We start from the raw sequence: 24,119 nt of genomic DNA on the forward strand, positions 1-24,119 counted from the left end.
AGCTTAAACGCCAAAACATGCGAAAAACAGTTCTTATGAAGGGAAAAGATATGAAAATATTACATAATCGCATTTTTCGTGCGATACTAGCGATGCTTTGTACCGTATGCTGCGTTATGCCGCTTACAGCTTGCGATCGTAGCGATGGTAAAAAAGTAATACGCATTGGTATTAAATTCGATCAGCCTGGTATGGGTTTCAAAAAAGCAGGAACTTACGTTGGATTCGACGTTGACGTTGCTAAGTATGTTGCCAAAAAGCTCGGCTATTCAGAAGATCAAATCGTATGGAAAGAATCACCATCTAAGCAGCGTGAAACAATGCTTCAAAACGGTGATGTCGATATGATTGTTGCAACATATTCCATTACTGACGCTCGAAAGAAAATGGTTTCGTTCGCAGGACCTTACTTTATTGCCGGCCAAGATTTGCTAATTCGCAAAGGCGAGCATAAAGTAAATGGCCCGAACGATTTAGACGGTAAGCGTTTATGCTCAGTATCTGGTTCAACATCCGCAATAGTTGTTAAAGAAAAGTTCTCTTCAAAAGTACAACTTATGCAACAGCCAGGCTACGCGGAATGTGCAACTGCATTATTCTCAGGCATTGTGGATGCTGTAACTACCGACGATATTATTCTTGCTGGCCTAGCTACAGCTTCTAGAGGTCGTTTAAAGCTTGTTAGCAAGCCATTTACCGCAGAATATTACGGAATTGGCATCAAAAAAGGCAACACTGGCTTAGCTAAGAAAATTAACGCCGCATTAAAAGACATGATTCGTAACGGATCTTGGAAGCGAGCTCTAGACGATAATTTGCGCGGAACTGGTTTTAAGCCAAACGCAAAGTATAATCCGCCAATTCCTCAAGAGGGGGAGATGTAATATGCAAGATTTCGTGCAACTTTTTACCTCCTACAATATTCCAGGAGCATTCTTGGTCAATATTGAAATCACCTTATGGAGTGTACTGTTTTCAACAATAATTGGTGTAATACTTGTTACGATGCGTATTTGCCCTGTGGCTTCTTTGCGCATGGTTGCAACTGCCTACGTTGAGCTTTTTAAAAACATGCCTCTTACAATCATCATGGTTTTCATGGTGTTAGGCGTGTACGCTCAGCTTAAGCTTGGTTTCTCACCAATTTTTGAAGTGAATTTCTTCTGCCTTGCAATTGCTGGATTATCACTATATACGGCAGCGTTTGTGTGCGAATCTTTAAGATCCGGACTTAACACTGTTCCTGTTGGTCAAGCTGAAGCCTGCCGCGCTCTTGGATTAAACTTCTTCCAGTCGGCAACGCAAGTTATTTTGCCACAAACATTCTGCGGATCTGTAGCACCTTTGGGTAACACTTTTATTGCATTGCTTAAAAACTCTACAGTTGCTGCAGCAGCATCTGTTGCAACAGAAACTTCAACAATGATGAGCGAAATGATTGAGAAGCATGCGGATTTAATCGTACCAATCTTCTTAATATTCGCCTTAGGATACATCATCCTCATTATTCCTATTGGAATTTTGACAACGTATCTGTCTAACAAGCTTGCTGTAAGAAGGTGATAGTGATGGCTAAACAACGTGAACAATCATTATTATTTGACGCTCCGGGTCCTAAAGCTCTTAGGAAGATTCGAGTAGCAAATATTATTGCAGCCTGCGTGTTTGCTTTATTTGTTATTGCTGTACTAATGCGACTTAGCAATCCACCAGAAGGAGAAAACCAGCTTTCCTCGGTATTGTGGAATCCAGCTATTGAAACTGAAGCATGGGTTGATTTCTATCTTCCAGGATTATGGATGACTTTGAAAGCTTCTATGCTTGCTGTAGTAGGTTCCATAATATTTGGCTTATTCTTTGGATTGTGCCGTCTTTTACCTAATTTCATTATTCGTAGCATTTCTGCAGTAATAGTTGAGTTCTGCCGAGCTGTACCAGTATTAATGCTTATGATTTTCTTGTGGAGAGCGTTTGCACTTTCTGGCATGAAAGAGGCATCTTACTGGGCTGTAGTTCTTGCTTTGATTATGTACAACGGCTCCGTTGTTGCCGAGCTTGTTAGAGCAGGCGTTGGTAATCTGCCAAATGGACAGCGCGAAGCTTCGTTAGCATTAGGCTTAAGTGAATACCAATCTCTTACGCAAATCGAAATGCCACAGGCTATTATTGCTATGATGCCTGCTGCAGTAACTCAGCTTGTTGTTGTTTTGAAGGATACTGCACTTGGTTCGATTATTATGTACACTGATTTGCTCCAGGAGTCTCGTCGACTTGGATCAATGTACTTTAATATTTTGCAAACTTTAAGCGTGGCAGCAGTTATATACTTCCTGATTTGCCTTGCGCTATCTTGGTTTGCAGAATGGCTCCCAGCTCACTTGAAAAATCGCACTGCGGCTCCAACAGAGGCAGATCCTGTTGCACCAATTGCCATTATGGATCCTTCTAACGTGAACCAGATGGCTGTGGCTGACGAGGTTAAGGAATTGCCTTATGGTGGTACTCCTCGTAAGTATCACGTCCATCACCGTGGAACTAATGCTTCTATCCATCATTGGCGTAGAACTCGCTACATACAAGGCTATGATGAGCATCACTTAAAAACTGGCGACGAGACAGAAGAAAATCTTAAGAATGCTCAAAGCAATTTTGGCAACAAATCAAAAAATAAGCCAAAGGATAATCATAAAGATATTAAAAAAGATAATCCAAAAGCTTAGCTTGTAGCTAAAATTTGTAGCAAAATTTAGGAAGCGTAGTTAGTGACTTTAGTTGCTGACTACGCTTTTTGTAGCTAAACTATTAAGGTCATAAACTATTTATGGCCACATGCATACAAGGAGGCTAATACATGGATGGCGCGTTTGAATTGTCCGCTGCAAAGATGCGCGAACAAGGAATGAGCGAAATTGCTATTGAACAATTTGAGCACTTGTATAATGTTTGGAGCTTAAATAAATCTGGAGATAATTCAGGGGAGTTTATTCGCGAAAGCACAATTGAGCCTATTAAAAGCGTGCCAACTTTTCACGAAATTTACGAAACTATTGATCACGATAAAGCAGTAAACGCATTCGCAAAAACAGCGTTTATTAAACTGAACGGCGGCTTGGGAACTTCTATGGGATTGTCTTGCGCAAAATCTTTACTACCAGTTCGCAGACATAAAGCTCGCCAAATGCGCTTTATTGATATTATTATCGGTCAGGTTCTTACAGCACGTCAGCGTTTAGGAGTTGAGCTTCCACTGATTTTTATGAACTCTTTCCGTACTTCTCACGATACTTTGCAAGTGTTAAAACGCAATCGTAAGTTTATTCAGGAAGATATTCCGGTTGAAATTATTCAGCATCAAGAGCCTAAACTTGTTGAAGAAACAGGAGAGCCAGTTTCTTACGAAAAAGATCATGGTCTTGAATGGTGTCCTCCTGGACATGGGGATATTTTTTCAACTCTGTGGGAATCTAAATTATTACAAGCTTTAAAAGAACACGGTATTGAGTATTTGTTTATCTCAAATTCCGACAACTTAGGCGCAAGACCTTCAAGAACACTTGCACAGCATTTTGAAAATACTGGCGCTCCAATCATGATTGAAGTGGCAAAACGAACCCAAGCTGATCGAAAAGGTGGGCATATTGTTCGAGATGCTCAAACTGGAAGATTAATGCTTCGCGAAATGACACAGGTTCATCCGGAAGATCGTAGAAGTGCGCAAAGTATTAAAAAGCATCCATATTTTAATACGAATAATATTTGGGTTCGTGTTGATGCGTTGCAAAAAAAGCTGGAAGAATATGATGGCGTTTTGCCTCTTCCTGTTATTTGCAACAGAAAAACAGTTGACCCAACTGACGAAACAAGCACTCCAGTAGTTCAATTAGAAACAGCAATGGGCGCTGTTGCATCGCTTTTTGACGAAGCGCTTTGCGTGGAAGTAGACCGCATGCGTTTCTTGCCTGTTAAAACCACGAATGACTTGTTTATTATGCGATCCGACAGATTCCATCTTACTGATTCTTACGAGATGGAAGATGGAAATTACATATTCCCGGATATTGACTTGGATCCACGCTATTACAAGAACATAAACGATTTTAACGAGAGATTCCCGTACTCCGTACCAGCTTTAGCTGCCGCAAAATCGGTTACTATTAGGGGAGATTGGACTTTTGGCAACCAGGTATCAATGTTTGCTGATGCATTATTAGAAGACACAGGTGAGCCAAGTTATGTTCCAAATGGAGAATTTGTTGGACCGCAAGGAATTGAGCCAGATTCATGGGTCTAGTATGGCGTGTCGCGAAAAAATGGCGTATTTTCAACGTTGTTTGTGTTTGTGTGAACAAAAAATATAGAATTATTGTAACTTTTTTCAAAAAATGTCCACACGTACCGCAAAACACCATTAAAATAGAAAAGGTTGTGTAATAGTGCAACGCAAATAAAACTGCATTTTGCAAGTTTTGCATGCACTTACACATAAGTAAACAGATTTCAAACATGATACGTGAGGACCAATGGTAGAAGGAAGCAACGGAAGGCGACGTTTTTCCGACAAATGGGGCAAACACGAGCTCGATGTGCTCGCTGTATTGTCTTCCGCATTCCCGCAATGGCTGACTTCGCGGCAAATTGCACAACGCGTTAAAGCATACGCAGATTCTTATGGCGAGCTTGCTGATCAAGCAGCAAAAGCAGCATTCGCAAAACAATTCCAGCGAGATCGCGCAAAACTAGCAGCCATGGGAATTGCAATCGAGTCTAGGCAGCCTGAATACTCATCGAAGTCCGAAGGCCAAGACTTTGCTTCGTATCGCTTACAATTAGGCGATGAGCCTCGCGTACGTTTACGTTTTGACCAATCTGAATTGCCAGTGTTGGCAGCGGCAAATTATCTTGCTCGCTCAATGTCTATTTCTTCTCTAGAATCAGATCAGCATGAGCAACAGCGTGCTTCTCGCACAGCTCCACGAGTTCCTCAAACTCCTATTCCAGGATTAGGTTTGGATTCTATTGCGCCTGGTTTAGGCACTCAAATGCTTCCTGATTCTTTGGTGAAAGTTATTGATTCTCGTCGTTTTGCAGCAACAGTTGACGTTGACGGAGAACACTTAAACGTTGCTTATACGGATGCAGACGATTTAGCAATGTTTGTGCTCGAGCATCCAGGCTCAAGCGTTGTAAGCCCTCAAGAGGCAGTTGACGCTTTCCACCGTCGCTTGCACGCAGCAGTAAATTTTGCAGCATGCAACGAAAATAACAAACTTGATAGCGAAGAAAACAACGAAGCACCTTTGCAAAATTCTGAAGCGCAAGATGCTGAAGCAGATAAATCTCACACAAAGAAAGGCTCATCCTTCCAAACGGGCAGCGAAGTTGACCGTCGTTTGCGTTTGATGCTTTTCTTATCTGCTCACCTTGGCGAAGAATTCCCATTAAACGAACTAGCTGAGCGTTTTATTGGAAAGCCAAAGAATGAGGATGAGCTTCGTCGTTTCGTTACCATTCTTCACAAAGATATTAATACGCTTACTACTGTTTCCGACGATGGTGAAATGGCAGGCAGCCAATTCTTTGACATTGATTGGACTCTTCTTGAAAACGAGGGCATTGTTTCTGCAACAAACTCTTTGGGTTTGGAGCGTCTTGCCGGCATTTCTCAACAGTATTTGAGTATGCTAACTGCGTCTGCTAACTATTTGGCGCACTCTCTACTGTTACCGGTTGAACAGCGAGCGCAAGCTGAATCGTTGTATAAGCGTCTTCGTCGCCACGTGCTTCCAGGCCAAACTCCTTGGCTAAGCTTAACAGGCTACGAAATCGAGCCTCGCAACTGCTCGATTGTTCGTAGTGCTATCAATGCCTCCGCCTTGTTGGATATGGAGTACACCGATGGAGCTGGCTGTATTCGACGCAAAGTTGTGGCCCCTTCAAAAATTTATGTTGATGAAGGCGTTTACTACGTTGCTGTTTGGACTGATGTTGAGAATCAAACACCTGAAGATAAGCGCGAGTTTGTTTCTAAAGATACGACTATTAATAAAGCAAATGGCTTGCCTCGAATTTGGCAGGTACTTCGCGTAGCTAGAATCGAGCGTGCGGAAGTTGTTGAGCCTGTATCTAAGTTAGAAATTCCAGACGTTCCAGTTAGCGAACTTCGTAAGTGGAGTTTTGACAATGGTACTGAAACCTGCTTCACTACTGACGAAACAGAGCTTAATTTCTTAAAGAATTTATCTGGAGCTACTATTAAACCTTGCGGAAACGGAGTTGAGGTTCATCTTACGGTTTCTTCAGATTCTTGGTTCGTAGCATTCTGTATTGCTCACGCTCGCCACATTACTGCTGTTGCTCCAGAAACATTGCGCAGTATGATTATTGCCCGCGCACAGCGTGAATTAAGCGTTAATCACGCTGATAGCACGAACTCGGAGGAGTAATATGCCATGGTGGATTTGGCTAGTCATCACAGTGTTTATGCTGTGCATGATTGCCGCCGGAGTAGTGGTAGTTGTTTTAAGCGCAATAAAACTAGCCAAGGCTTTCTTTAACTTTACAGATAGTGCAGCCTCTAAGTTTGAAGCTTTGAACGAGTCCAATGAAAACGACGACGAGCCTAAAGATCCTCTTTTCACTCTGCCTATTCAAAAAGCCGCAGAGCGCTATGAGAAAACAAGAGAAAAAGTGCTTGAACGCCATCAAAAAATTCGCGAAAATCATCGTAAAATATGGCAACACTGGGATGAAAAATCTCTTCGAGAAGAAGATATTAAACTATAAAGCTCATAAAACAATTTGAACAATAAAGATAGCGCGGGGCATATTTTGCATAATTCACAAACAGATAACTGCAAAAACGGTGACGTTTTATTGTCTCCTGCTCAACGTTTTGCTGCTTTTCGTGAAGTTATGAAGCATGAGCGTTCAATGGCCGCAGATTTTGAACGTTCTTTGCCTTTTGATTTAGACGATTTTCAGCGTGAAGCAATTGATGCGCTGGAAGCTGAAAACAATGTTCTAGTTGCTGCTCCTACAGGTGCTGGAAAAACTGTTGTTGCAGATTTTGCAGTATTTTTAGCTCAACAGCGTAACGTAAAAGCTTTTTACACTACGCCAATAAAAGCTTTAAGCAATCAAAAATATCATGATTTTTGCGAACAATACGGTTCTAAAAATGTTGGTTTACTAACAGGAGACACATCTGTAAATCCTGAAGCAGATATTGTTGTTATGACCACTGAAGTTTTGCGCAATATGCTGTATGAAAACTCTATTACGCTTAATTCTCTTGGCTTTGTAATTCTTGACGAAATTCATTATCTTGCAGACAAATTCCGCGGAGCAGTTTGGGAAGAAGTTATTATTCACCTTCCTAAAACAGTGAAAATCATCGGTTTATCTGCAACTGTTTCTAATGTAGAAGATTTTTCCGCATGGCTTGAATCTGTGCGCGGAACAACACATTTGGTTGTAGATGAGCACAGGCCTGTACCTCTTGAAAGGCATGTTGTTATTCAAGAAGATGGCAGAACTGAGCCTGAATTATTAGATTTGTATGACCGCGATAATAAAGGAAACGAAACTAAACGCGTAAATCCTGCATTAACTAGGAAACTTAACGAATGGGAGCATCGTGCTCGTAGACGTCAGGATTCATACAGTGACAGCAAATACCGTTATAGAAAAGGCAAAAAGCGTATTGTTAGAAGGGGAGTAGCCGAGTCAGATAAATCTACTCGCCGACATACTCCTAAACGTTGGGCTGTTATTGACGAATTAGATTACTTAGGGATGCTTCCTGGAATTTACTTTATTTTTTCTCGCTCAGGATGCGACCAGGCTGTTCAGCAATGCTTGAATGCTGGATTAATTCTTACTTCCGATGATGAAATGTATGAAATTCGCAAAATCGTTGACAACATGGTTGCAAATCAACTTTCAAAAGAAGACTTGCATGCACTTTCTTTTGAAAGATTCAGATTTTCGCTTGAACAAGGTTTTGCAGCTCATCACGCTGGAATGATTGCATTATTTAGACATATTGTTGAAACACTATTTGAACGCGGACTTATTAAAGTTGTTTTTGCAACAGAAACACTAGCTTTGGGCTTAAATATGCCTGCAAGAAGCGTTGTAGTAGAGAAGCTAGTAAAGTTTGATGGCACAGGTCATGTTCCTCTTACTCCAGGCGAATTTACACAGCTTACAGGCCGTGCTGGAAGGCGCGGAATTGACGATATTGGTTATGCTGTATTAGTCGATCATGCTGATTTTGTGCCAGCTCAAGCTGCAGCACTTTCTAGTAAGCGCGTGTATCCTTTACATTCAAGCTTCGTGCCAACGTTTAATATGGCTGTTAATTTGCTGCATTCAAGCGATGCGGATACTGCTCGCACAACTTTAGATTGCTCATTTGCACAGTGGGAAGCTAATGCTTCAGCTCAACGCTTACATAGTCGCATGAACGAGCTTGAAACAGCTCTTAGAGGATATGAGGAAGCTTTTCACTGTGAACAAGGGGATTTTGCTGAGTTTCTCCAGCTGCGCATGAAACTTAAAGAAGCTCAGCATGATCAGCGTCGTAAGCTTAAGCACACTTTATTTAAGACGGATGCTGAACGAAGTGCAGCTTTTAAGAAGCTAGATGACACTATTTCTTTGCTTCGCGAAGAAGAAAGAAAGCATCCTTGCGCTTCATGCCCAGATATTCAACAACATTTACGTTGGGGATACCATTGGATGCGCGAACATAAGGAGCTTGAGCAAGTGCGTGAACGTTATGAATCTCGTACTGGTTCTGTTGCTCGCACTTTTGACCATATTTGCGATGTTCTTTACAGTTTAGATTATTTACAATCTTCTAAAGATAGTAACAAGCAAAATATTTTATGCCTTACTAATCGCGGGCAATTGTTGCGAAGACTATATAACGAACTAGATATTGTTTTTGCTGAAGCAATTTGCGAAGGAATTTTTAATAATCTTACGCCTATTGAATTATTATCATGCTTATCTGCTTTAGTGTACGAATCTAGGGGAGCTTCAGGCGTAGAGCCTAAAAGATACCCTGGTGGTCAAAATGGAGCGGTATTTACAACTGTTTCGCGCATGAAGGAACTATTTATTAGAACCAGCGCATTGTGCGCAAACGCCCATCTTCCAGCTTTAAGACCGCTTGAATTTGGTGCGGTTGATATTATGTACGATTGGGCTCAAGGAGCAGATTTAGCCGACATTTTGCAAAATACAGACAATACTGGCGGAGATTTTGTTCGTCAAGCAAAACGTCTTATTGATTTGCTTACCCAACTTTACGCAGCAGGAGAGTATTTACAAGCTATAAGCGGTGTAGATAAAAATCTTGCCTCTAACGCTCACGAGGCTGCATTACTTATGAACCGTGGCGTTGTAGCATATTCGGATGTTTAACATTTTTAACAGCTAGTCCGTGCAATTAGGTAGTTTTATAAAGTACTACATAAGGAGATACTATGGCAGAACGCAGTTTACGCGGTATGAGCATTGGTGCAAAATCTTTGGAATCTGACGATAATGTGGATTTTGCTGCACGCGAGGATGTGGCATATGTGTGCCCAAAGGGTCACCGCACAATACTTCCTTTTGCTCAAGGTGCTGATGTTCCTGAAGAATGGGAGTGCCGCTGCGGTTCGATTGCTCATCGCGAAGGCGAAGACGACCGTCCTGACGACGATTTTAACAAGCCGTCTCGCACACACTGGGATATGTTGCTTGAGCGCCGTAGTGAAGACGAATTAAAGACTTTACTAGATAAGCGTTTGAAAATGCATCACGAAGGCTGGATTCCTGACTATGAGTGATTGCTCGATGAACTCGAGAAAAATCTCACGAAATGTTGTGCTGTTAGATCTTGACGGCACTTTAACAAAGTCTGACGTAGGCATTATTACCTGCGCTAAGCTTGCTTTGAAAGAATTAGGTCAGCCTATTCCTGACGATGCTGAAATGCAACGTTTTATAGGACCGTCTATTTTAGAATCCTTCCAAAGAATTAAAGTTCCTGAAAATCTGCAGATGCAGGGTCTTGCTATTTATCGCAAATATTATTCTGAGATTGCCACATTTGACGATCCGAATATTCCTGGAAGCAAAATTCCAGGTTGCTTGCTCAACAAAGTATACGACGGTATTCCTGAGCAGCTTATTAAATTGCGCGAAGCAGGTTTTTATTTAGCAACCGCATCTTGCAAGCCTGAATATCAGATGAAACCAATTTGCGATTATTTTGGATTTAACAATCTTATTGACGGAATTTATGGCGCAAGTAGAGATATGTCGCGTACTACTAAAGCGCAAGTTATTCGCTACGTATTCAATCAAATAGGCTACGATGCGTCTCAAGGAGACAGAGCACTTATGGTTGGCGACCGTTGGACTGATGCTGACGGCGCAAAAGAATGCGGATTAGATTGCTTGGGATGCGCTTGGGGTTACGCTGAGCCTGGTGAGCTTAAAGCACACGGATCTTACAGAATTATTGACGACGTAAGCGAATTAAGCACAGCAGTTTTAGAATATTTCGCTTAACTTATTCTTTAATAAGACTTTTGAGCGTATATTATTACCTGATATTTATCCGATAATGTACGTTATGTCAAATTACTATAGTAAGCAATAAAATCTCACCTAATTTACATCCCTAACCCTATTTAAAAATAATCTATGCTTTTAAGTTTCTGTATGAACAAAATATCATTGTAGAAACGTTTGCAAGAATAAGCACGATAATAATTACGTATGAAGGAATCAAAGTTGAGTCCGTTAATAAGAAATAATTATTGTAAACAAATCCAAAATCGCGAACAAAATGCAAAAGCATGTATGCAATCATCGCACACGGCAACCCACAACAATGCGTAATAACAATGTTCCAAGGTATTAAGCGAACCGAATTTTGCTTATTTATATTTGATTTAGAATAAGCATTTTTTTGAGATCTTACTAAAAAACGTAAGCAAGCAAATAGACTATATGAGAACAACGCTACTGATGCAAACCAGAACATAATAATAGCGATACTAACAGCTACAAGCATGCCTATCCCCACGTTTCTTGAACGAGATTCCAAGAACTATGCTTATTCAACGAAGTTTTTGTAATAGATGATTTTAAATTAGATTTAGATGCAGATTTACCAGAAATTTTCTTGTTGTCTTCTGTTTTAGTATTTTCAGAAGATGCTTCTAAAGCTAAATCATCTTCTACACGCGCCACAATACGCCCAACAGCAATAGCAAATACAGCGAAACCAGAAGCAAGCATACGACGCATATTTTCTTGATTATCATCACATTCTTGAACAGACTGTCCGTCGCAAATAATCGTCATGTTGCGCAAACGATCCTCAGAATAACGATTGAGAAAAATAATAGCAGTCGTAACATTTACTAAATTTACGCCAGCATCAAGCAGTCTTTTAGCAACTGCCATAATCGCAACATCCTTAAAAGAATATAAACGACGAGAACCAGATCCATTAGATGCGTGTATCGAAGGTTCTATAATGCTTTTACGCGCCCAATAATCTAACTGCCGGTAAGTAATACCAGCAACCTTCATAGCAACGCTACCACGATATCCTAGCTGATCAGATGATAGCGAAAAACCAAAAAGCTCCCCCTGAACAGCATAAGAAGAATTATCGGACTGTAACTGCGTCATGAGCGAAAAATACCAGTCGGAATTTACCAATCATGATTTCATCACCATTATGAAGCACAGCTTCATCCACTCTTTCACGATTTACGTAAGTTCCGTTCAAGCTTCCAGCATCAATAATGCTAAAAACGCCGTTAACACGCTTAAACACTGCATGAGAGCGAGAAACAGTTGAATCATCGAGCAAAATGTCAGCATGCGAATCGCGACCAACTGACACCAAATCCTCGTCAAGAAGATAACGAGAACCGGAAACCGCTCCCCTGGTTGAAATCAACAATGCGGTTCCAGGCAGCAATTTTGATATTGTGTCAAAATCATCCTGCTGCAAAGGACGATCCGAAGTAGTATTCATTGGAATATGAATAGCTGGCATACCAATAATAGTTGTTTCGCCAGCGGTAGGAATTGGTTCAGTCATACTTGCTATTCTACCTTGTTACTCGACGGGTTTTGCATATTCGTACTGTTTTGGCGCGCGTGTCGCAGTAATTTCTACCTCATCTGGCACAGAAACCAAAACAGAAGAGCCAAATTTAATCTTCAAACGCGACCCAACACCGCCAGCAATATTAACAGCATTTTGAAGATTCTGCGGATCTCCGATTGCCTTAACAATATATGGCGGATCAATCATAATGCCGTCGCATAAAAGCCCATGCTTTGTTTGCGAAATATAGCTTGAAGTCACAATGCGAACATCATTAATAGACATAACTTCTACACCAGAATTTCGCAATTCTTCCACAAGCTGAAACATGGTTGCGGCGTCAATATTTTCCTTCTCTCCTGCTGTAATGTGTATAATAATACCCCTTCCAACAGCTGGAAGACGACCAGAAATAAGACCATTGGCTTGTGCGTTTTGTTGCGCAATTCTTCGCGCCTCATCCTGCTTATTAACTGCCTGCTTTAAAGAATCAAGCTGACCGGTCAACTCACTTTTTCTCATTTCAAGACTCTGAATTTGAGAATGCGTTTCGGTTATAAGTCGAGTTAATTCTTCCTCGCTCATTGTTTCATACAGTAAAGAGTTGCTTCTATTAACTTGAATCATATAAGCAAATCCTAAAAGAGCACAAAGAAGCATCATTAAAAGTCCGGTAAATATTCGCGTGTAAGTAATATGACCGCTTAAAGACGGCTTTACTCTACGGCGAACAGCAGGAAACGAACCCGTTTGAATTGCATCGCTTTCAGAATCGTGAGCATTCTGTCTGCGCATTTTATGAATAATGTCATCCCCTCGAGAAGCATTAGAAAACAGTGGTCGCATATTAACTCCTGAAAATAAAGCGACGAATTGCAGAAACGTTCGAGAATATTCGAATACCAAGCACAACAATAACTGCAGTCTGCAATTGAGCGCCTACACCAAGCTGGTTCCCAAGCAAAACAAGTAAAGTCGCTGCAATAACGTTTGAGAAGAATGAAATAACGAAAACTTTATCCGAAAAGTTTCGCTCAAAATACGCACGAGCCGCACCAAGCAATGCATCCAATGCTGCAACCACCATAATTGGCAAATATGGTTGAATGACAATAGGAATATCTGGATGCACCACAATGCCAATTAGCACGCCTAAAATCAAGCCTAGAATTGCTGCCATGCTTATCTCCTATTTCTTTCGCTAGCAAAATTAATATCACCTGTACTAGCTGCGTTTAGTTTTATAACCCTGGAAGGTGAAATTTGTGGATTAATACCTGCGTTAAGTAAAGAAGTATACCAACGTACACGTTTTGCTGCATTAAATGCTCGCATTAATTCATTCGTGTCACCAATTGCTTCAATAACGTAAGGGCTTTGTGTTTGATTAACACCAACAAGAATTGTTTGACCAGCAATACGAATAGACGTTTGAGCGCCAATTCTATGCCCATTAACAGATATAGCCTCAGCTCCAGCTTCCCATAATGTTGAAACTAGTCTTTGAATATCTCTATCGGTAACAAGACGCATACGAGCACCGTTATTTTCCCTAGGCAATGAACCACTATTTGTGTCAGACCTAGCAGAAAGAGGATTTGCAATAGTTAAAGTAACTCCACTTCCTTCAACAGCATGCGTACCGTTAACCATATCGTCGGATTTACTAACTTCGTCTTCCTCAGCAGTTGTAATACGCTGCGATTCATGATCAACACTATTTCTAAGCTGAGTTACTTCTTTAACAAGCTTATCAAAACGATTCGTATAACCAACTAACTCGTTCGCTAAAGAAGAGCGTATTGCTTTTCTTGGATCCGTGTGAAGCTTACGAACAAACTGGCTACCAACAGTCCCAATAGCAATACAAATAATAAAAACAATGATACGCGTAAACCACTTGTGCCATGGTTTAACAGGCTGTTTGCCTAAACGAGCATCCATAAATAGCGGGTCAACAGGCCTATTGGTTAAGTCGTCAATTAGACGAAGAGCATAATCATCTATATACCTACGCCGATCGTGACTATGCGCAAAACGATCTGCAGTTAGAACAACATGGTGAGATTCAAGATCTGTAAAAGATTTGGAGAATAGTGCGCGACGACGAGATAACGCAATACCTTCCAACGCTGCAAAAGACTCAGGCATATCTACACTAGAAACGCGAGAAATGCTAGAAACACTAGAAGAGCTAGAAATCTTAGCAGACTTCTCTTCTTCAAAATCTTTCTGAGCGTTATCTAATGCACTATTTTGAGCCATATTAACCTACATAGTTTACTTAGATTTTGCACCAGAAAGTAGCACATAGGCTTGTCTGTAATAAAGCAAACCGGCATACCAGTAAAGTACAATACCCCATATTCCGCAAGCTATAGCGGCAGCATACAGCACAAACATGGCCTCAGTGCTAACAGCATATACAATCATAAGAGACACAATAGCTAACATAATAAGAGCAGTCCCAGCTTTACCAACAAAATTAACAGGTAACGGTCCGTAATCATGTTGAGCCAAAAGAACCACCAAAGCTGCCATAATCACATCTCTTAGAACCACTAATACAAGCGCCCACCACGGTATTATTGCTGCAATTGCCAACGCTACAGTACTGAAAATAATCAGAAGGCGATCAGCTATAGGGTCGAGAATTTGACCTAATTTACTAACTTGATTCCAGCGCCTAGCAATATAACCATCAATGCAATCGGAAAAAGCAGAAATAGCTAAAACAACCAACGCAAGAATCATATGATTCTTAGTAATAAGCCAAGCTATGTATGGGATTGAGCATATGCGAAGAAAACTAATAAGATTAGGAACAGTTAGAACGCGATTCATCGCCTTAGGACTGTATTCCTGATTCATCACGAACTTAACCATAATTCTTCCTTAATCACATATTTTGCGTGTACTGAAACAAATATTTATATGCTCAAAAAGTTGTTACAAAAGATTTAAAATATTGGGGCACTTTTGATGCCCCAATACAAACAACTATGCACGCCAAGCGGCTTGAGCAGTATTTCTAATAGCTTCAATAGCTTTTGCAGGACTTTCAGCTCCATAAACTGCAGATCCAGCCACAAGCACATCAGCTCCAGCTTCAGCAACTGTAGCAGCCGTAGAAGGGCTAACTCCGCCATCTACCTGAATATGAGTTTGAAGTCCTCGGCGAGTAATTTCATCACGCAAACGACGAACTTTATTCATCTGATTGCTCAAGAACTTCTGGCCTCCAAAACCTGGTTCAACTGTCATAATAAGAACCATATCAAATTCGTCAAGAATATCGAAAATAGGTTCAACCGGTTCAGCAGGGCGAACAGCAAAGCATGCTTTGCAACCCATATCCCTAAGCTGGCGAGCTAAACGCACAGGAGCATGAGTAGCACCCATGTGGAAGCTTACAGAAGCAGCCCCGAGCTTAGCATATTCTGGAGCCCAACGATCAGGATCTTCAATCATAAGATGAACATCAACTGGAAGCTTGGTTACTTCGCAAATGCGCTTAACAATTGGCTCTCCCAAAGTTAAGTTCGGTACAAAGTGATGATCCATCACATCTACGTGAACAAGATCCGCATTCGATATTGCGTCAAGATCTCGCTCAAGATTGCAAAAATCTGCGGAAAGAATGCTAGGTGCTATTTGTATATTCATGTGTTCTATTCTAGGAAATGCAAGAGACTAGAATGCTAAAAAACGGTACCTAATACTACTTTTTTGAAGTAGATTTTATTTTCTTTGACGAAACATTTTGCTCTTCGCGCTCACGCTCATCCGAAGTAATGTCAATAAGACGTTCGATTAACATTTCGCGTGTAGTATTACTTTTTTGAAGTAAAGCGAATCCTACTGCAGCAAAAATAAAAACAATAATAGAAACCCATACGTTAATTCTCACACCTAAGAAAACATGCGAAAAATCAATGCGCAAAGCCTCAATCCAAACACGACCAAGCGTGTACCACATAACATACAACATAAATAATGAGCCTGCTTTTAATTTAGCCATAAGCATTTTACCAAAGCAAATAAGCAGTGCTGCACCAATGAAATTCCAAATCATTTCATACAAAAATGTTGGATGGAATAATGTTCCAGCCGGGCAAGTTAAACCATCGTAACAGCGCTCAGCATGCCCAATAGCTTGAGTTGCATTATAGTTTAATTTCAAACCCCAAGGCAATGTTGTTGGAGCACCATAAAGTTCCTGATTAAACCAATTACCAAGCCTACCTACGCCTTGTGCAATAAGTATTGCAGGAGCAGCAGCATCCGCAAGCAACCCGGCAGGATATTTGCGATGCTTGCAAAAAACGCATGCAGCAATCGCGCCTAAAAATATTCCTCCCCAAATACCAAGTCCACCGTTCCAAATTCTAAAAATTTCTAAGAAATCACCATGAGGTCCAAAGAATCTTTCTGGAGTTGTAATTACGTGGTACAAGCGCGCACCAACGATGCCTACAGGAAGACTTAGAAGAATAATATCGAGAATCTGATTAAAATCACCACCTACGCGCTTCCAACGACGATTGGTAATAAACATTGCAATCAATATGCCTGAAAGAATAGAAAGCGCATAAAACTTTATATTGATAGGCCCAAGTGAAAATTGCGAAATACTTGGCGATGGAATAAAACAGACTGTCATGGCGTCGATATTAGTCTAAACCCAAGATTGAGATTCTAAAGATTGACAATATTCAAGATTCTATGCTTAAAAATGAGCAAGATGAACAAGAACAAGCAGAACAGGACCACAAAGCAAAATAGAATCTACACGATCTAGCACTCCACCATGCCCTTTAAGCAGATGGCCCATGTCTTTAATGCCAATATCGCGCTTAAGCATAGATGCGCATAAATCGCCAAAAGTGCCAACAATACCTGAAGAAATGCCCATAACTAGCGGCATCCACCAGAAATTAAACCAAGAAGAACCGTAAAAACCTGCAGTAATTGCATACGCTCCAACAACAGCAAAAAGCATAGAGCCAATCAAACCTTCAACAGACTTCTTTGGGGAAATACGCGGAGAAAGCTTATGCTTACCAAGCCAAGCACCAGCAAACAGTCCACCAGTATCGCTTAATGCTGGCAAAAACACTAGAAGCATAGCATGAGCAATAGCATAACGAGTATTAGTTAAAGCTAGAACAATGCAGGATGCTAAAAGCGGAATGTACAAAACTACAAATAGAGAAACAGACATATTTGTAAATAGCGTATGCTCATAGGATGAGCAATTAGACCCATTAAGCTTTTTTTCTACAGCATGCATTGTTCGAGTAGAAATAGTGCTACTAAGAGTTGCGCAAACTACAGTAAGAAGTAACGATGCTGTAATTCCGCTAGCCATCGCAACAGCGTGCCATTTTGCGTAATAGGTTGAAAAAATAGTAACAAGAGAGCAAAGCGACAAAGTTACAAATGGTATACGCAATCCGAGAGTTGCAAAATCAACGTGTAACTCCCACAACGCAAGAACCATAAAAACAGCCATTAATACAACAAAAACATCAATGCTAATAAGTAAGCATGCAATAATCGCCACAACCAAAACTGCTGCTGTTGCAATTGCTTGAGGCATATTGCGTCCAGTTCGGCGATTTATGTCTGTTAAAGTTTCATGGGTGCCGCGTTCTTCCTGATTAGTAGAAGTAGCATCTGCTTTTTTTGCAGCGCAGTCAGCTCGCTTTTGATTTACTTCGTTTACAAAATCATGCTGCTTTTGTTGACTCATACGACACCCATTCAGATTGATTACAAAAATCTAAGAAAAACTTTTAAAACTCAGACTTCCATAATTTCTTTTTGCTTACCATCAAGCAAAACATCCAAAGAATCAGTAATCTGCTTAGTTAGTTTATCAAGTTCCTTAAGTAAACGATCGCCTTCATCTTCACCAAGTTCTCCATCCTTAACAGACTTATCAATAGATTCCTTGGCTTTGCGACGAATATTACGTACAGCTACTTTGCCTTCTTCTGCCTTGTTTTTAGCAAGTTTAACGTATTCCTTGCGACGTTCCTCAGTAAGCTCCGGCATAGTTACGCGAATAACATTGCCGTCGCGGTTAGGGCTAACTCCCAAATCGGAATCACGAATGGCTTTTTCAACAGCATTCGCTTGAGAAGCATCAAAAGGAGTAACAGAAAGAGTTCGTGGCTCTGGAACGCCAATAGAAGCTACGGCTTTAATCGGAGTTGGAGCACCATAATAGTCAACCATAATTCCATTTAATAAAGCAGGATTAGCACGACCAGTACGAATGCCCATGAAATTTTCCTTAGTAGCTTCCACGGACTTATTCATCTGCTCTTTTGCTTGATCAATAATTGCTGACATGTGTTCTCCTTTGTAATATTTAGGCAAATGTTGGTTCTGCGTCAGACACTAATGTACCAATAGGTTCGCCAACAAGAGCACGAGTTACGTTACCTTCACCCTCTAAGCCGAACACTCGAATTTTTTGATTGTTATCTCTAGCCATAGAAAGTGCGGACGCATCCATTACAGCTAAACCATCAACAAGAGCACGCTGATAGTTCAATGTTACGAATTTTCGAGCAGACGGATCTTTACGAGGATCCGCACTGTAAACTCCATCAACGCCATTTTTACCCATCAAAACTTCATCGCAATGGATTTCCAAAGAACGCTGAATAGAAACAGTATCTGTTGAGAAGTATGGCATACCGGCGCCAGCACCAAAAATAACTACGCGACCCTTCTCAAGATGACGTATTGCTTTCAATGGAATATAAGGCTCTGCAACCTGTCCCATTGTAATAGCAGTTTGTACACGAGTTGCCTGCCCTGCCTGCTCAAGAAAATCTTGAAGAGCAAGACAATTCATAACCGTACCCAACATACCCATGTAATCACCACGGCTACGATCGATACCAGCCTGCTGCAACTCTGCTCCCCTAAAGAAATTACCTCCACCAACAACGATAGCCACTTGAACACCTTCAAGCACTGCAGTCATGATTTCCCCAGCAATTCTTCGAATAACATGAGTATCAATTCCAACAGCGCCGCCGCCAAATGCTTCGCCTGAAAGTTTCAATAAAACCCTACGGGACTTGCTTTCCTCCGCTTGTGCAATTGCCATACAGATTCCTCCAGTCATCACGGCGAATGCAAGTATATCTTTGCTATTTTATCTATAAAACGCGACACTTAACACACATTAAACTGTCAAATAAATAAAAAGGGCTGCGCACAAAACGTACACAGCCCAATAGTTTAAGAATCAGAATAGATTCTTAGCATAAGCAATGCTTATTCAGCAGCGCCCTTGCCAACCTCAAGACGAGCGAATGCCAAAGCGGTACCGCCAACTTCCTTGAACAAGTCTCCAACGCTCTTGGATGGATCCTTAACGTATGTCTGCTCAAGAAGAACGGTTTCCTTGAAGAAGGCGTTCATACGACCTTCAACAATCTTTGGAACAATCTTCTCTGGCTTGCCTTCAGCCAAGGACTTCTCGGTTGCAACGCGACGCTCAGATTCCAAAACTTCTTCTGGAACATCTTCGCGGCGAAGCCACTGAGCACCCATAGCGGAAATCTGCAAAGCTGCTTCGTGAGCAACCTTTGCACCAGCTTCGTCAGTAGCAATCATGGAAACGATGCTTGGAGGCAATTCCACAGACTTCTTGTGAGCATAAATCTCAACGTGTGGACCGCTTACCTTAGCAACCTGACCAACCTTGACGTGCTCACCAAACAAAGCTGCTGCTTCTTCAACAGATTCCTTAACAGTTGCGCCATCAGCTGGTGCTGCAAGTACTTCTTCAGTAGTGGAAGCATTAGCTTCAACAGCATGGTCAAGAACAGTGTTAGAGAATTCCACAAACTTAGGGGTCTTTGCCACGAAGTCAGTTTCGGAATTCAACTCAACTGCATAACCAGTTTCGCCTTCAGCAGACTTAACAACCTTAGAAGCGATGGTGCCTTCCTGAGCCTTACGGCCCTCGCGCTTACCAGCGGCCTGAATACCCTTTGCGCGGATGATTTCCTTAGCGCGGGCAACGTCGCCTTCAGCTTCAGTAAGAGCTTTTTTAACGTCCATCATGCCGGCGCCGGTTTCTTCACGCACCTGCTTAATCAACGCTGCAGTAATTGCTGCCATTTTGTTCTCCTCGTATCAATATGATTCTTAAAAGCTGCAAAAAGCAAATAATTAATTGGATTTTGCAGCTTTAATTTAAGAATCTGGTTGCAAATTAGCTTACTAGGCTTTTGCCTCAGTATTTTCTTCCTTAGCAGGCTTAGCTTCAGCTTCGCCTTCCTTGGTGAGCAATTCCTTTTCCCAAGCTGCCATTGGCTGAGCATCATTACCTTCGGACTTAGCGCCCTTACCAGCATGCTCAAGCAAACCTTCAGCTACAGCATCAGCCATTAAGCTAGTCAACAACTCAACGCCGCGAATAGCATCATCGTTAGCTGGGATTGGGTACTCAACAGCTTCAGGATCAGTGTTGGTATCAACGATTGCCACGACTGGAATACCAAGCTTATGAGCTTCTTCAACAGCCAAAGCTTCCTTGTTAATATCAACAACGAACATGGCAGATGGAGTGCGGTTCATGTTGCGAATACCACCGAGCTGCTTGGAAAGCTTGTCCTTCTCGCGCTCGAGAAGCAAAAGTTCTTTCTTGGTCAAGCCGGATCCACGAACATCGCTGAAGTCCATTTCCTCAAGTTCCTTCAAGCGCTTTACGCGAGTAGAAACGGTCTGGAAATTGGTCAACATACCGCCAAGCCAACGCTCGCAAACATATGGCATGTTTACGCGAGTTGCCTGATTTTGTACAGCTTCCTGAGCCTGCTTCTTAGTGCCCACAAAGAGAACAGTGCCATTGTGAGCAACAGTCTGCTTGATGAAGTCATAAGCCTTGTCGATCATGTCGAGAGACTTGAACAAATTGATGATATGAATACCATTGCGCTGGGTAAGAATGAACTGCTTCATCTTTGGGTTCCAGCGACGAGTCTGATGACCGAAGTGCAAACCAGCCTTCAGCATTTCGCTCATGGTAATCTGTGCCATATCTATATACCTTTCTTGTCGGTTCTTGCCTGGCCATGTCTGTTCGCATGCAACTTGGCTTAAACATACGTCTAAGCGCAAGCCGACCGACACGAACGGACGCGTACATGGCGCGTATTTGCGAGTCCTTGTAGACAATAAAAAGCGAGCATTTATATAACGCGACAATACTCATGCTCAAAATGGACACGCAAAGCGAAATTATATCAGATACTAGATACGATATTTAATCAGTCAAAGTTAGGAACGCATATTGTTACGAAGCTCACGCATAGCTTGCTTGCGAACGTCCTTTTCTAGCCTATCTAAATAAATATGACCGTCCAAATGATCGCATTCATGCTGCAACATTCTGGCCATAAGACCATCGCCTTCAAGAACAACGGTTTTACCGTCTAAATCAATACCGCGAGCGCGAGCATGATTATATCGGCGAGTTTTGTACCACAATCCTGGCACAGATAAGCAGCCTTCATCGTCGTATTGTTCTCCGCTTAAATCTTCAAGAACAGGATTTAGAATATAGCCAATACGTCCGTCAATGTTATAAGAGAACGCTCGTAAACTTACGCCAATTTGATTAGCTGACAATCCTGCACGACCTGGATCGTTCACAGTTTCCAACAAATCTTCAACCAAATGCTTAACAGCTGGCGTAATCTCACGAATCTCGTCGCACGGTGTTCTAAGAACAGGATCTGGAACAACACGAATTTTTCTAATTGCCACGCAAAAACTCCTTAATCACAATGTAACTAATTACACATTATCTTCTATTGCAGATTAGTAATTAATTTCACTCGTTGTTGCGTACGCTATTATCGAGATTGTCTTGATTATCGCGAGATTGCGCAGAAGATTCCGAGGAAGCTTCTTCACCAAAATGCTTAAGATGAGTTGCAGCCTGATCAATTGCTTGACGGACTCGAGGAGTTACAGCCTCTTGAGCTTGCTTAACTGTTTCTTGAGCCTGCTTAACAGTTTCGGTAGTTTTGTCGAGAATCTTAACAGTTGCAGGTAAAGGACGCGTGTTTGGCTTTGGAGCATACAATTGAGTTTCAATAATATCTGCGTAACGTGCAAGTATTTTTGGACGAACAATCTTCATACTTGGAGTCAAAGTTCCAGCATCCTGAGTGAATTCATCTTGCAAAATAACAAATTTGCGAACAGATTCAGCCCTAGAAACAGTGCTATTTGCTTGATCAATAAACTGCTGAACAACAGAGCGGACAGCGTCGTTGTTAGCGATTTCTTTCATAGATAAGTCAACATCCATGCTCTTATTCTTAAGCCATGAACGAACCATGTCTGGATCAAGCTCAATTAAGGCAGAAACGAATGGCTTTCCATCTCCAACCACTACTGCGTGAGAAACCAGTGGGCATTGCGCAATAATGCTTTCCATAGGAGCAGGACTTATATTCTTGCCTCCGGCAGTAATAATAATATCTTTCTTGCGTCCGGTAATAGAAAGGAAGCCTTCGTCATCAATTTCACCAAGATCGCCAGAATGAAGCCAGCCATCTTCGTCAATAACTTCTGCAGTAAGCTCAGGCTTATTGTAGTAACCCATAAAAACGTTAGGTCCTTTAATAAGCACTTCATCATCGTCAGCAAGACGAATTGTGATTCCAGGACCTGGGCGACCAACTGAACCGACCTGATTTGCGTGCTCAAAATTAACTACGCAAGGAGCTGCAGTTTCAGTCATACCGTAACCTTGAATGAAGGTAATACCATCAAGACCGTTGAAGAAATGCGCTAAATCAGCATTAATTGGAGCACCACCGCAAGCAAGCCATGAAAGGTTAGGGCCTAAAGCAGAGCGTATGGAAGAACCAACTGTACGCATGTACATAGCGTGATTCATGCGCGAAGCCAAAGAGTGAGCTTTGCCATCAACGTTGTCACGAGACCACTGAATAAAATGCTTAACAGCTTTAGCAAAAATGCGGCCACGAATACCTGCGCCAGCTTTTTGAGAAGCAGCATTGTAAACTTTCTCAAAGACTCGAGGAACGCCTAATAAGTATGTTGGTTTAAAACTACGCAAGTCTGCGAGCAAATGCTTTGCGTTAGGAACATAACCAATTACACCATGAGCGCCAATAGCAACATATTGAATGTATCTAGCAAAGCAGTGAGCAAGAGGAAGGAACAAAAGTAAACGATTTGGTTTGCAAAGCATGTCGCTAAGAACATCGTATCCCGCAAAAACAATATGCGTAAAGTTACGGTGAGAAAGCATAGCTCCCTTTGGCTTTCCAGTAGAGCCAGAAGTGTAAACAATAGTAGACAAATCGTCTGCTTTAACAGCGCTAACACGCTGATTTAGCTCATCTTCACTAATTGATTTACCAAAGTCAATAACTGCTTCCAAACCGCCTGCTTTGAAATTGAATACGGTTTTAAGAGTAATACGCTTATAATCTTGGCGAACTCGCTCTAAGCATTGTGCGTGAGAATCATCACCAGCAAAAGCAATAACCGGCTTAACTTCGTTGATAATGTCGGCAGCTTGTAAAGCAGAATCCGTTTCGTAAATAGGAATGCTGACTGCACCAATGCAAGCGCATGCAAAGTCAACAACACCCCACTCGTAGCATGTAGCAGAATAAATAACAACTTTTGACCCATGCTGCACACCAAGAGCAATCAAACCTCTAGCTACAGCCCTTACTTTGGAGAGCATTTCAGTAGCAGTAACATCATGCCACTGGCGAGTGTCGTCATCTTGCCACTGCGCAACAATACCTTGCGGATCGCGCATAGCACGGTTAGAAAGAAGCGAGTAAATGGTGTCACCGTCTTGAGTTGGGTGAATTACTTCTACAGAAAATTCTCGGAGCATATTATTAATTGTACTTGATTACGATGCCGACACGACTGTGAGCCGTACAAAAAATGGCGATTA

24 protein-coding genes are annotated in these 24,119 nt (G+C 41.6%); 9 read left to right on the top strand and 15 right to left on the bottom strand.

The window, feature by feature from the left end; genetic code table 11:
* Nucleotides 1-50: 50 nt before the first annotated feature.
* From ACLD6A_RS01555 to ACLD6A_RS01595, 9 genes are all read left to right on the top strand, one after another.
* Nucleotides 51-884 carry a glutamate ABC transporter substrate-binding protein gene (locus ACLD6A_RS01555; protein WP_102695166.1) on the top strand — a complete coding sequence of 278 codons (834 nt, stop codon included), beginning with the start codon at nt 51-53 and terminating at the stop codon, nt 882-884.
* Nucleotide 885: 1 nt separating this feature from the next.
* On the top strand, nt 886-1,563 hold the full coding sequence (locus ACLD6A_RS01560) for an ABC transporter permease subunit (RefSeq protein WP_410313392.1): 678 nt from the start codon (nt 886-888) through the stop codon (nt 1,561-1,563).
* A 5-nt stretch (nt 1,564-1,568) separates the two neighbouring features.
* Nucleotides 1,569-2,720, top strand: a complete 1,152-nt coding sequence (locus tag ACLD6A_RS01565) for an amino acid ABC transporter permease (RefSeq protein ID WP_004135018.1) — start codon at nt 1,569-1,571, stop codon at nt 2,718-2,720.
* Between the two features lie 131 nt (nt 2,721-2,851).
* Nucleotides 2,852-4,291: a UTP--glucose-1-phosphate uridylyltransferase gene (locus ACLD6A_RS01570; protein ID WP_410296076.1), complete on the top strand. Its 1,440-nt coding sequence runs from the start codon at nt 2,852-2,854 to the stop codon at nt 4,289-4,291.
* A 229-nt stretch (nt 4,292-4,520) separates the two neighbouring features.
* Nucleotides 4,521-6,443 carry a helix-turn-helix transcriptional regulator gene (locus tag ACLD6A_RS01575; RefSeq protein ID WP_246905199.1) on the top strand — a complete coding sequence of 641 codons (1,923 nt, stop codon included), beginning with the start codon at nt 4,521-4,523 and terminating at the stop codon, nt 6,441-6,443.
* 1 nt (nt 6,444) lies between these two features.
* Nucleotides 6,445-6,783 (top strand): hypothetical protein, encoded by a 339-nt coding sequence (locus ACLD6A_RS01580; RefSeq protein WP_004135025.1) that lies wholly within the window; start codon nt 6,445-6,447, stop codon nt 6,781-6,783.
* A 15-nt stretch (nt 6,784-6,798) separates the two neighbouring features.
* Nucleotides 6,799-9,432, top strand: coding sequence for a DEAD/DEAH box helicase (locus ACLD6A_RS01585; RefSeq protein WP_410313393.1), 2,634 nt, complete (start codon nt 6,799-6,801; stop codon nt 9,430-9,432).
* 62 nt (nt 9,433-9,494) lie between these two features.
* Entirely contained in the window at nt 9,495-9,842 is a 348-nt protein-coding gene (locus ACLD6A_RS01590) for an RNA polymerase-binding protein RbpA (RefSeq protein ID WP_004126876.1), read from the top strand.
* Between the two features lie 7 nt (nt 9,843-9,849).
* Nucleotides 9,850-10,569 carry an HAD hydrolase-like protein gene (locus ACLD6A_RS01595; protein WP_410313394.1) on the top strand — a complete coding sequence of 240 codons (720 nt, stop codon included), beginning with the start codon at nt 9,850-9,852 and terminating at the stop codon, nt 10,567-10,569.
* Between the two features lie 510 nt (nt 10,570-11,079).
* Here ACLD6A_RS01595 and ACLD6A_RS01600 read toward each other — a convergent pair.
* The 15 genes from ACLD6A_RS01600 to ACLD6A_RS01670 all read right to left on the bottom strand — a co-directional run bounded on the left by ACLD6A_RS01600 (nt 11,080) and on the right by ACLD6A_RS01670 (nt 24,056).
* Complete coding sequence (locus ACLD6A_RS01600) at nt 11,080-11,703, bottom strand: MerR family transcriptional regulator (RefSeq protein WP_410313395.1); 624 nt, start codon at nt 11,701-11,703, stop codon at nt 11,080-11,082.
* Nucleotides 11,681-12,121 carry an FHA domain-containing protein gene (locus ACLD6A_RS01605; RefSeq protein WP_004137215.1) on the bottom strand — a complete coding sequence of 147 codons (441 nt, stop codon included), beginning with the start codon at nt 12,119-12,121 and terminating at the stop codon, nt 11,681-11,683. Before ACLD6A_RS01605 ends, ACLD6A_RS01600 begins: the two co-directional genes overlap by 23 nt.
* Nucleotides 12,122-12,139: 18 nt before the next feature.
* Nucleotides 12,140-12,976, bottom strand: a complete 837-nt coding sequence (locus ACLD6A_RS01610) for a DUF881 domain-containing protein (protein ID WP_004137217.1) — start codon at nt 12,974-12,976, stop codon at nt 12,140-12,142.
* Between the two features lies 1 nt (nt 12,977).
* On the bottom strand, nt 12,978-13,310 hold the full coding sequence (locus tag ACLD6A_RS01615; RefSeq protein ID WP_004135038.1) for a small basic family protein: 333 nt from the start codon (nt 13,308-13,310) through the stop codon (nt 12,978-12,980).
* Nucleotides 13,311-13,312: 2 nt separating this feature from the next.
* Nucleotides 13,313-14,395, bottom strand: coding sequence for a DUF881 domain-containing protein (locus ACLD6A_RS01620; RefSeq protein ID WP_410313396.1), 1,083 nt, complete (start codon nt 14,393-14,395; stop codon nt 13,313-13,315).
* 15 nt (nt 14,396-14,410) lie between these two features.
* Nucleotides 14,411-15,016 carry a CDP-alcohol phosphatidyltransferase family protein gene (locus tag ACLD6A_RS01625; protein ID WP_410313397.1) on the bottom strand — a complete coding sequence of 202 codons (606 nt, stop codon included), beginning with the start codon at nt 15,014-15,016 and terminating at the stop codon, nt 14,411-14,413.
* Nucleotides 15,017-15,130: 114 nt separating this feature from the next.
* Complete coding sequence (rpe, locus tag ACLD6A_RS01630) at nt 15,131-15,796, bottom strand: ribulose-phosphate 3-epimerase (protein ID WP_004126825.1); 666 nt, start codon at nt 15,794-15,796, stop codon at nt 15,131-15,133.
* Between the two features lie 55 nt (nt 15,797-15,851).
* Nucleotides 15,852-16,793, bottom strand: coding sequence for a prolipoprotein diacylglyceryl transferase (lgt, locus tag ACLD6A_RS01635; protein WP_032841763.1), 942 nt, complete (start codon nt 16,791-16,793; stop codon nt 15,852-15,854).
* 66 nt (nt 16,794-16,859) lie between these two features.
* Complete coding sequence (locus ACLD6A_RS01640; RefSeq protein ID WP_410313398.1) at nt 16,860-17,885, bottom strand: phosphatidate cytidylyltransferase; 1,026 nt, start codon at nt 17,883-17,885, stop codon at nt 16,860-16,862.
* Between the two features lie 50 nt (nt 17,886-17,935).
* Nucleotides 17,936-18,490 (bottom strand): ribosome recycling factor, encoded by a 555-nt coding sequence (gene frr / locus ACLD6A_RS01645; protein WP_004135046.1) that lies wholly within the window; start codon nt 18,488-18,490, stop codon nt 17,936-17,938.
* Nucleotides 18,491-18,509: 19 nt separating this feature from the next.
* Nucleotides 18,510-19,259 carry a UMP kinase gene (pyrH, locus tag ACLD6A_RS01650; RefSeq protein WP_004126813.1) on the bottom strand — a complete coding sequence of 250 codons (750 nt, stop codon included), beginning with the start codon at nt 19,257-19,259 and terminating at the stop codon, nt 18,510-18,512.
* A gap of 170 nt (nt 19,260-19,429) precedes the next feature.
* Nucleotides 19,430-20,281 carry a translation elongation factor Ts gene (gene tsf / locus ACLD6A_RS01655; RefSeq protein ID WP_004135048.1) on the bottom strand — a complete coding sequence of 284 codons (852 nt, stop codon included), beginning with the start codon at nt 20,279-20,281 and terminating at the stop codon, nt 19,430-19,432.
* 102 nt (nt 20,282-20,383) lie between these two features.
* Nucleotides 20,384-21,202 (bottom strand): 30S ribosomal protein S2, encoded by an 819-nt coding sequence (rpsB, locus tag ACLD6A_RS01660; RefSeq protein ID WP_004126798.1) that lies wholly within the window; start codon nt 21,200-21,202, stop codon nt 20,384-20,386.
* A gap of 240 nt (nt 21,203-21,442) precedes the next feature.
* Nucleotides 21,443-21,931, bottom strand: a complete 489-nt coding sequence (locus ACLD6A_RS01665; RefSeq protein WP_004135050.1) for a peptide deformylase — start codon at nt 21,929-21,931, stop codon at nt 21,443-21,445.
* Between the two features lie 67 nt (nt 21,932-21,998).
* Nucleotides 21,999-24,056: an AMP-dependent synthetase/ligase gene (locus ACLD6A_RS01670; RefSeq protein ID WP_375169483.1), complete on the bottom strand. Its 2,058-nt coding sequence runs from the start codon at nt 24,054-24,056 to the stop codon at nt 21,999-22,001.
* Between the last annotated feature and the right edge of the window lie 63 nt (nt 24,057-24,119).

The sequence above is a fragment of the Gardnerella sp. Marseille-Q9691 genome, assembly GCF_046507715.1.
Taxonomy (GTDB): Bacteria; Actinomycetota; Actinomycetes; order Actinomycetales; family Bifidobacteriaceae; genus Bifidobacterium; species Bifidobacterium greenwoodii.

What these genes read in the sequence shown, in the direction of transcription:
- ACLD6A_RS01555 (WP_102695166.1), top strand. Translation starts at nt 51, where the DNA reads ATGAAAATATTACATAATCGCATTTTTCGTGCGATACTAGCGATGCTT.
- ACLD6A_RS01560 (WP_410313392.1), top strand. Translation starts at nt 886, where the DNA reads ATGCAAGATTTCGTGCAACTTTTTACCTCCTACAATATTCCAGGAGCA.
- ACLD6A_RS01565 (WP_004135018.1), top strand. Translation starts at nt 1,569, where the DNA reads ATGGCTAAACAACGTGAACAATCATTATTATTTGACGCTCCGGGTCCT.
- ACLD6A_RS01570 (WP_410296076.1), top strand. Translation starts at nt 2,852, where the DNA reads ATGGATGGCGCGTTTGAATTGTCCGCTGCAAAGATGCGCGAACAAGGA.
- ACLD6A_RS01575 (WP_246905199.1), top strand. Translation starts at nt 4,521, where the DNA reads ATGGTAGAAGGAAGCAACGGAAGGCGACGTTTTTCCGACAAATGGGGC.
- ACLD6A_RS01580 (WP_004135025.1), top strand. Translation starts at nt 6,445, where the DNA reads ATGCCATGGTGGATTTGGCTAGTCATCACAGTGTTTATGCTGTGCATG.
- ACLD6A_RS01590 (WP_004126876.1), top strand. Translation starts at nt 9,495, where the DNA reads ATGGCAGAACGCAGTTTACGCGGTATGAGCATTGGTGCAAAATCTTTG.
- ACLD6A_RS01595 (WP_410313394.1), top strand. Translation starts at nt 9,850, where the DNA reads ATGAACTCGAGAAAAATCTCACGAAATGTTGTGCTGTTAGATCTTGAC.
- ACLD6A_RS01600 (WP_410313395.1), bottom strand. Translation starts at nt 11,703, where the DNA reads ATGACGCAGTTACAGTCCGATAATTCTTCTTATGCTGTTCAGGGGGAG.
- ACLD6A_RS01605 (WP_004137215.1), bottom strand. Translation starts at nt 12,121, where the DNA reads ATGACTGAACCAATTCCTACCGCTGGCGAAACAACTATTATTGGTATG.
- ACLD6A_RS01610 (WP_004137217.1), bottom strand. Translation starts at nt 12,976, where the DNA reads ATGCGACCACTGTTTTCTAATGCTTCTCGAGGGGATGACATTATTCAT.
- ACLD6A_RS01615 (WP_004135038.1), bottom strand. Translation starts at nt 13,310, where the DNA reads ATGGCAGCAATTCTAGGCTTGATTTTAGGCGTGCTAATTGGCATTGTG.
- ACLD6A_RS01620 (WP_410313396.1), bottom strand. Translation starts at nt 14,395, where the DNA reads ATGGCTCAAAATAGTGCATTAGATAACGCTCAGAAAGATTTTGAAGAA.
- ACLD6A_RS01625 (WP_410313397.1), bottom strand. Translation starts at nt 15,016, where the DNA reads ATGGTTAAGTTCGTGATGAATCAGGAATACAGTCCTAAGGCGATGAAT.
- rpe (WP_004126825.1), bottom strand. Translation starts at nt 15,796, where the DNA reads ATGAATATACAAATAGCACCTAGCATTCTTTCCGCAGATTTTTGCAAT.
- lgt (WP_032841763.1), bottom strand. Translation starts at nt 16,793, where the DNA reads ATGACAGTCTGTTTTATTCCATCGCCAAGTATTTCGCAATTTTCACTT.
- ACLD6A_RS01640 (WP_410313398.1), bottom strand. Translation starts at nt 17,885, where the DNA reads ATGAGTCAACAAAAGCAGCATGATTTTGTAAACGAAGTAAATCAAAAG.
- frr (WP_004135046.1), bottom strand. Translation starts at nt 18,490, where the DNA reads ATGTCAGCAATTATTGATCAAGCAAAAGAGCAGATGAATAAGTCCGTG.
- pyrH (WP_004126813.1), bottom strand. Translation starts at nt 19,259, where the DNA reads ATGGCAATTGCACAAGCGGAGGAAAGCAAGTCCCGTAGGGTTTTATTG.
- tsf (WP_004135048.1), bottom strand. Translation starts at nt 20,281, where the DNA reads ATGGCAGCAATTACTGCAGCGTTGATTAAGCAGGTGCGTGAAGAAACC.
- rpsB (WP_004126798.1), bottom strand. Translation starts at nt 21,202, where the DNA reads ATGGCACAGATTACCATGAGCGAAATGCTGAAGGCTGGTTTGCACTTC.
- ACLD6A_RS01670 (WP_375169483.1), bottom strand. Translation starts at nt 24,056, where the DNA reads ATGCTCCGAGAATTTTCTGTAGAAGTAATTCACCCAACTCAAGACGGT.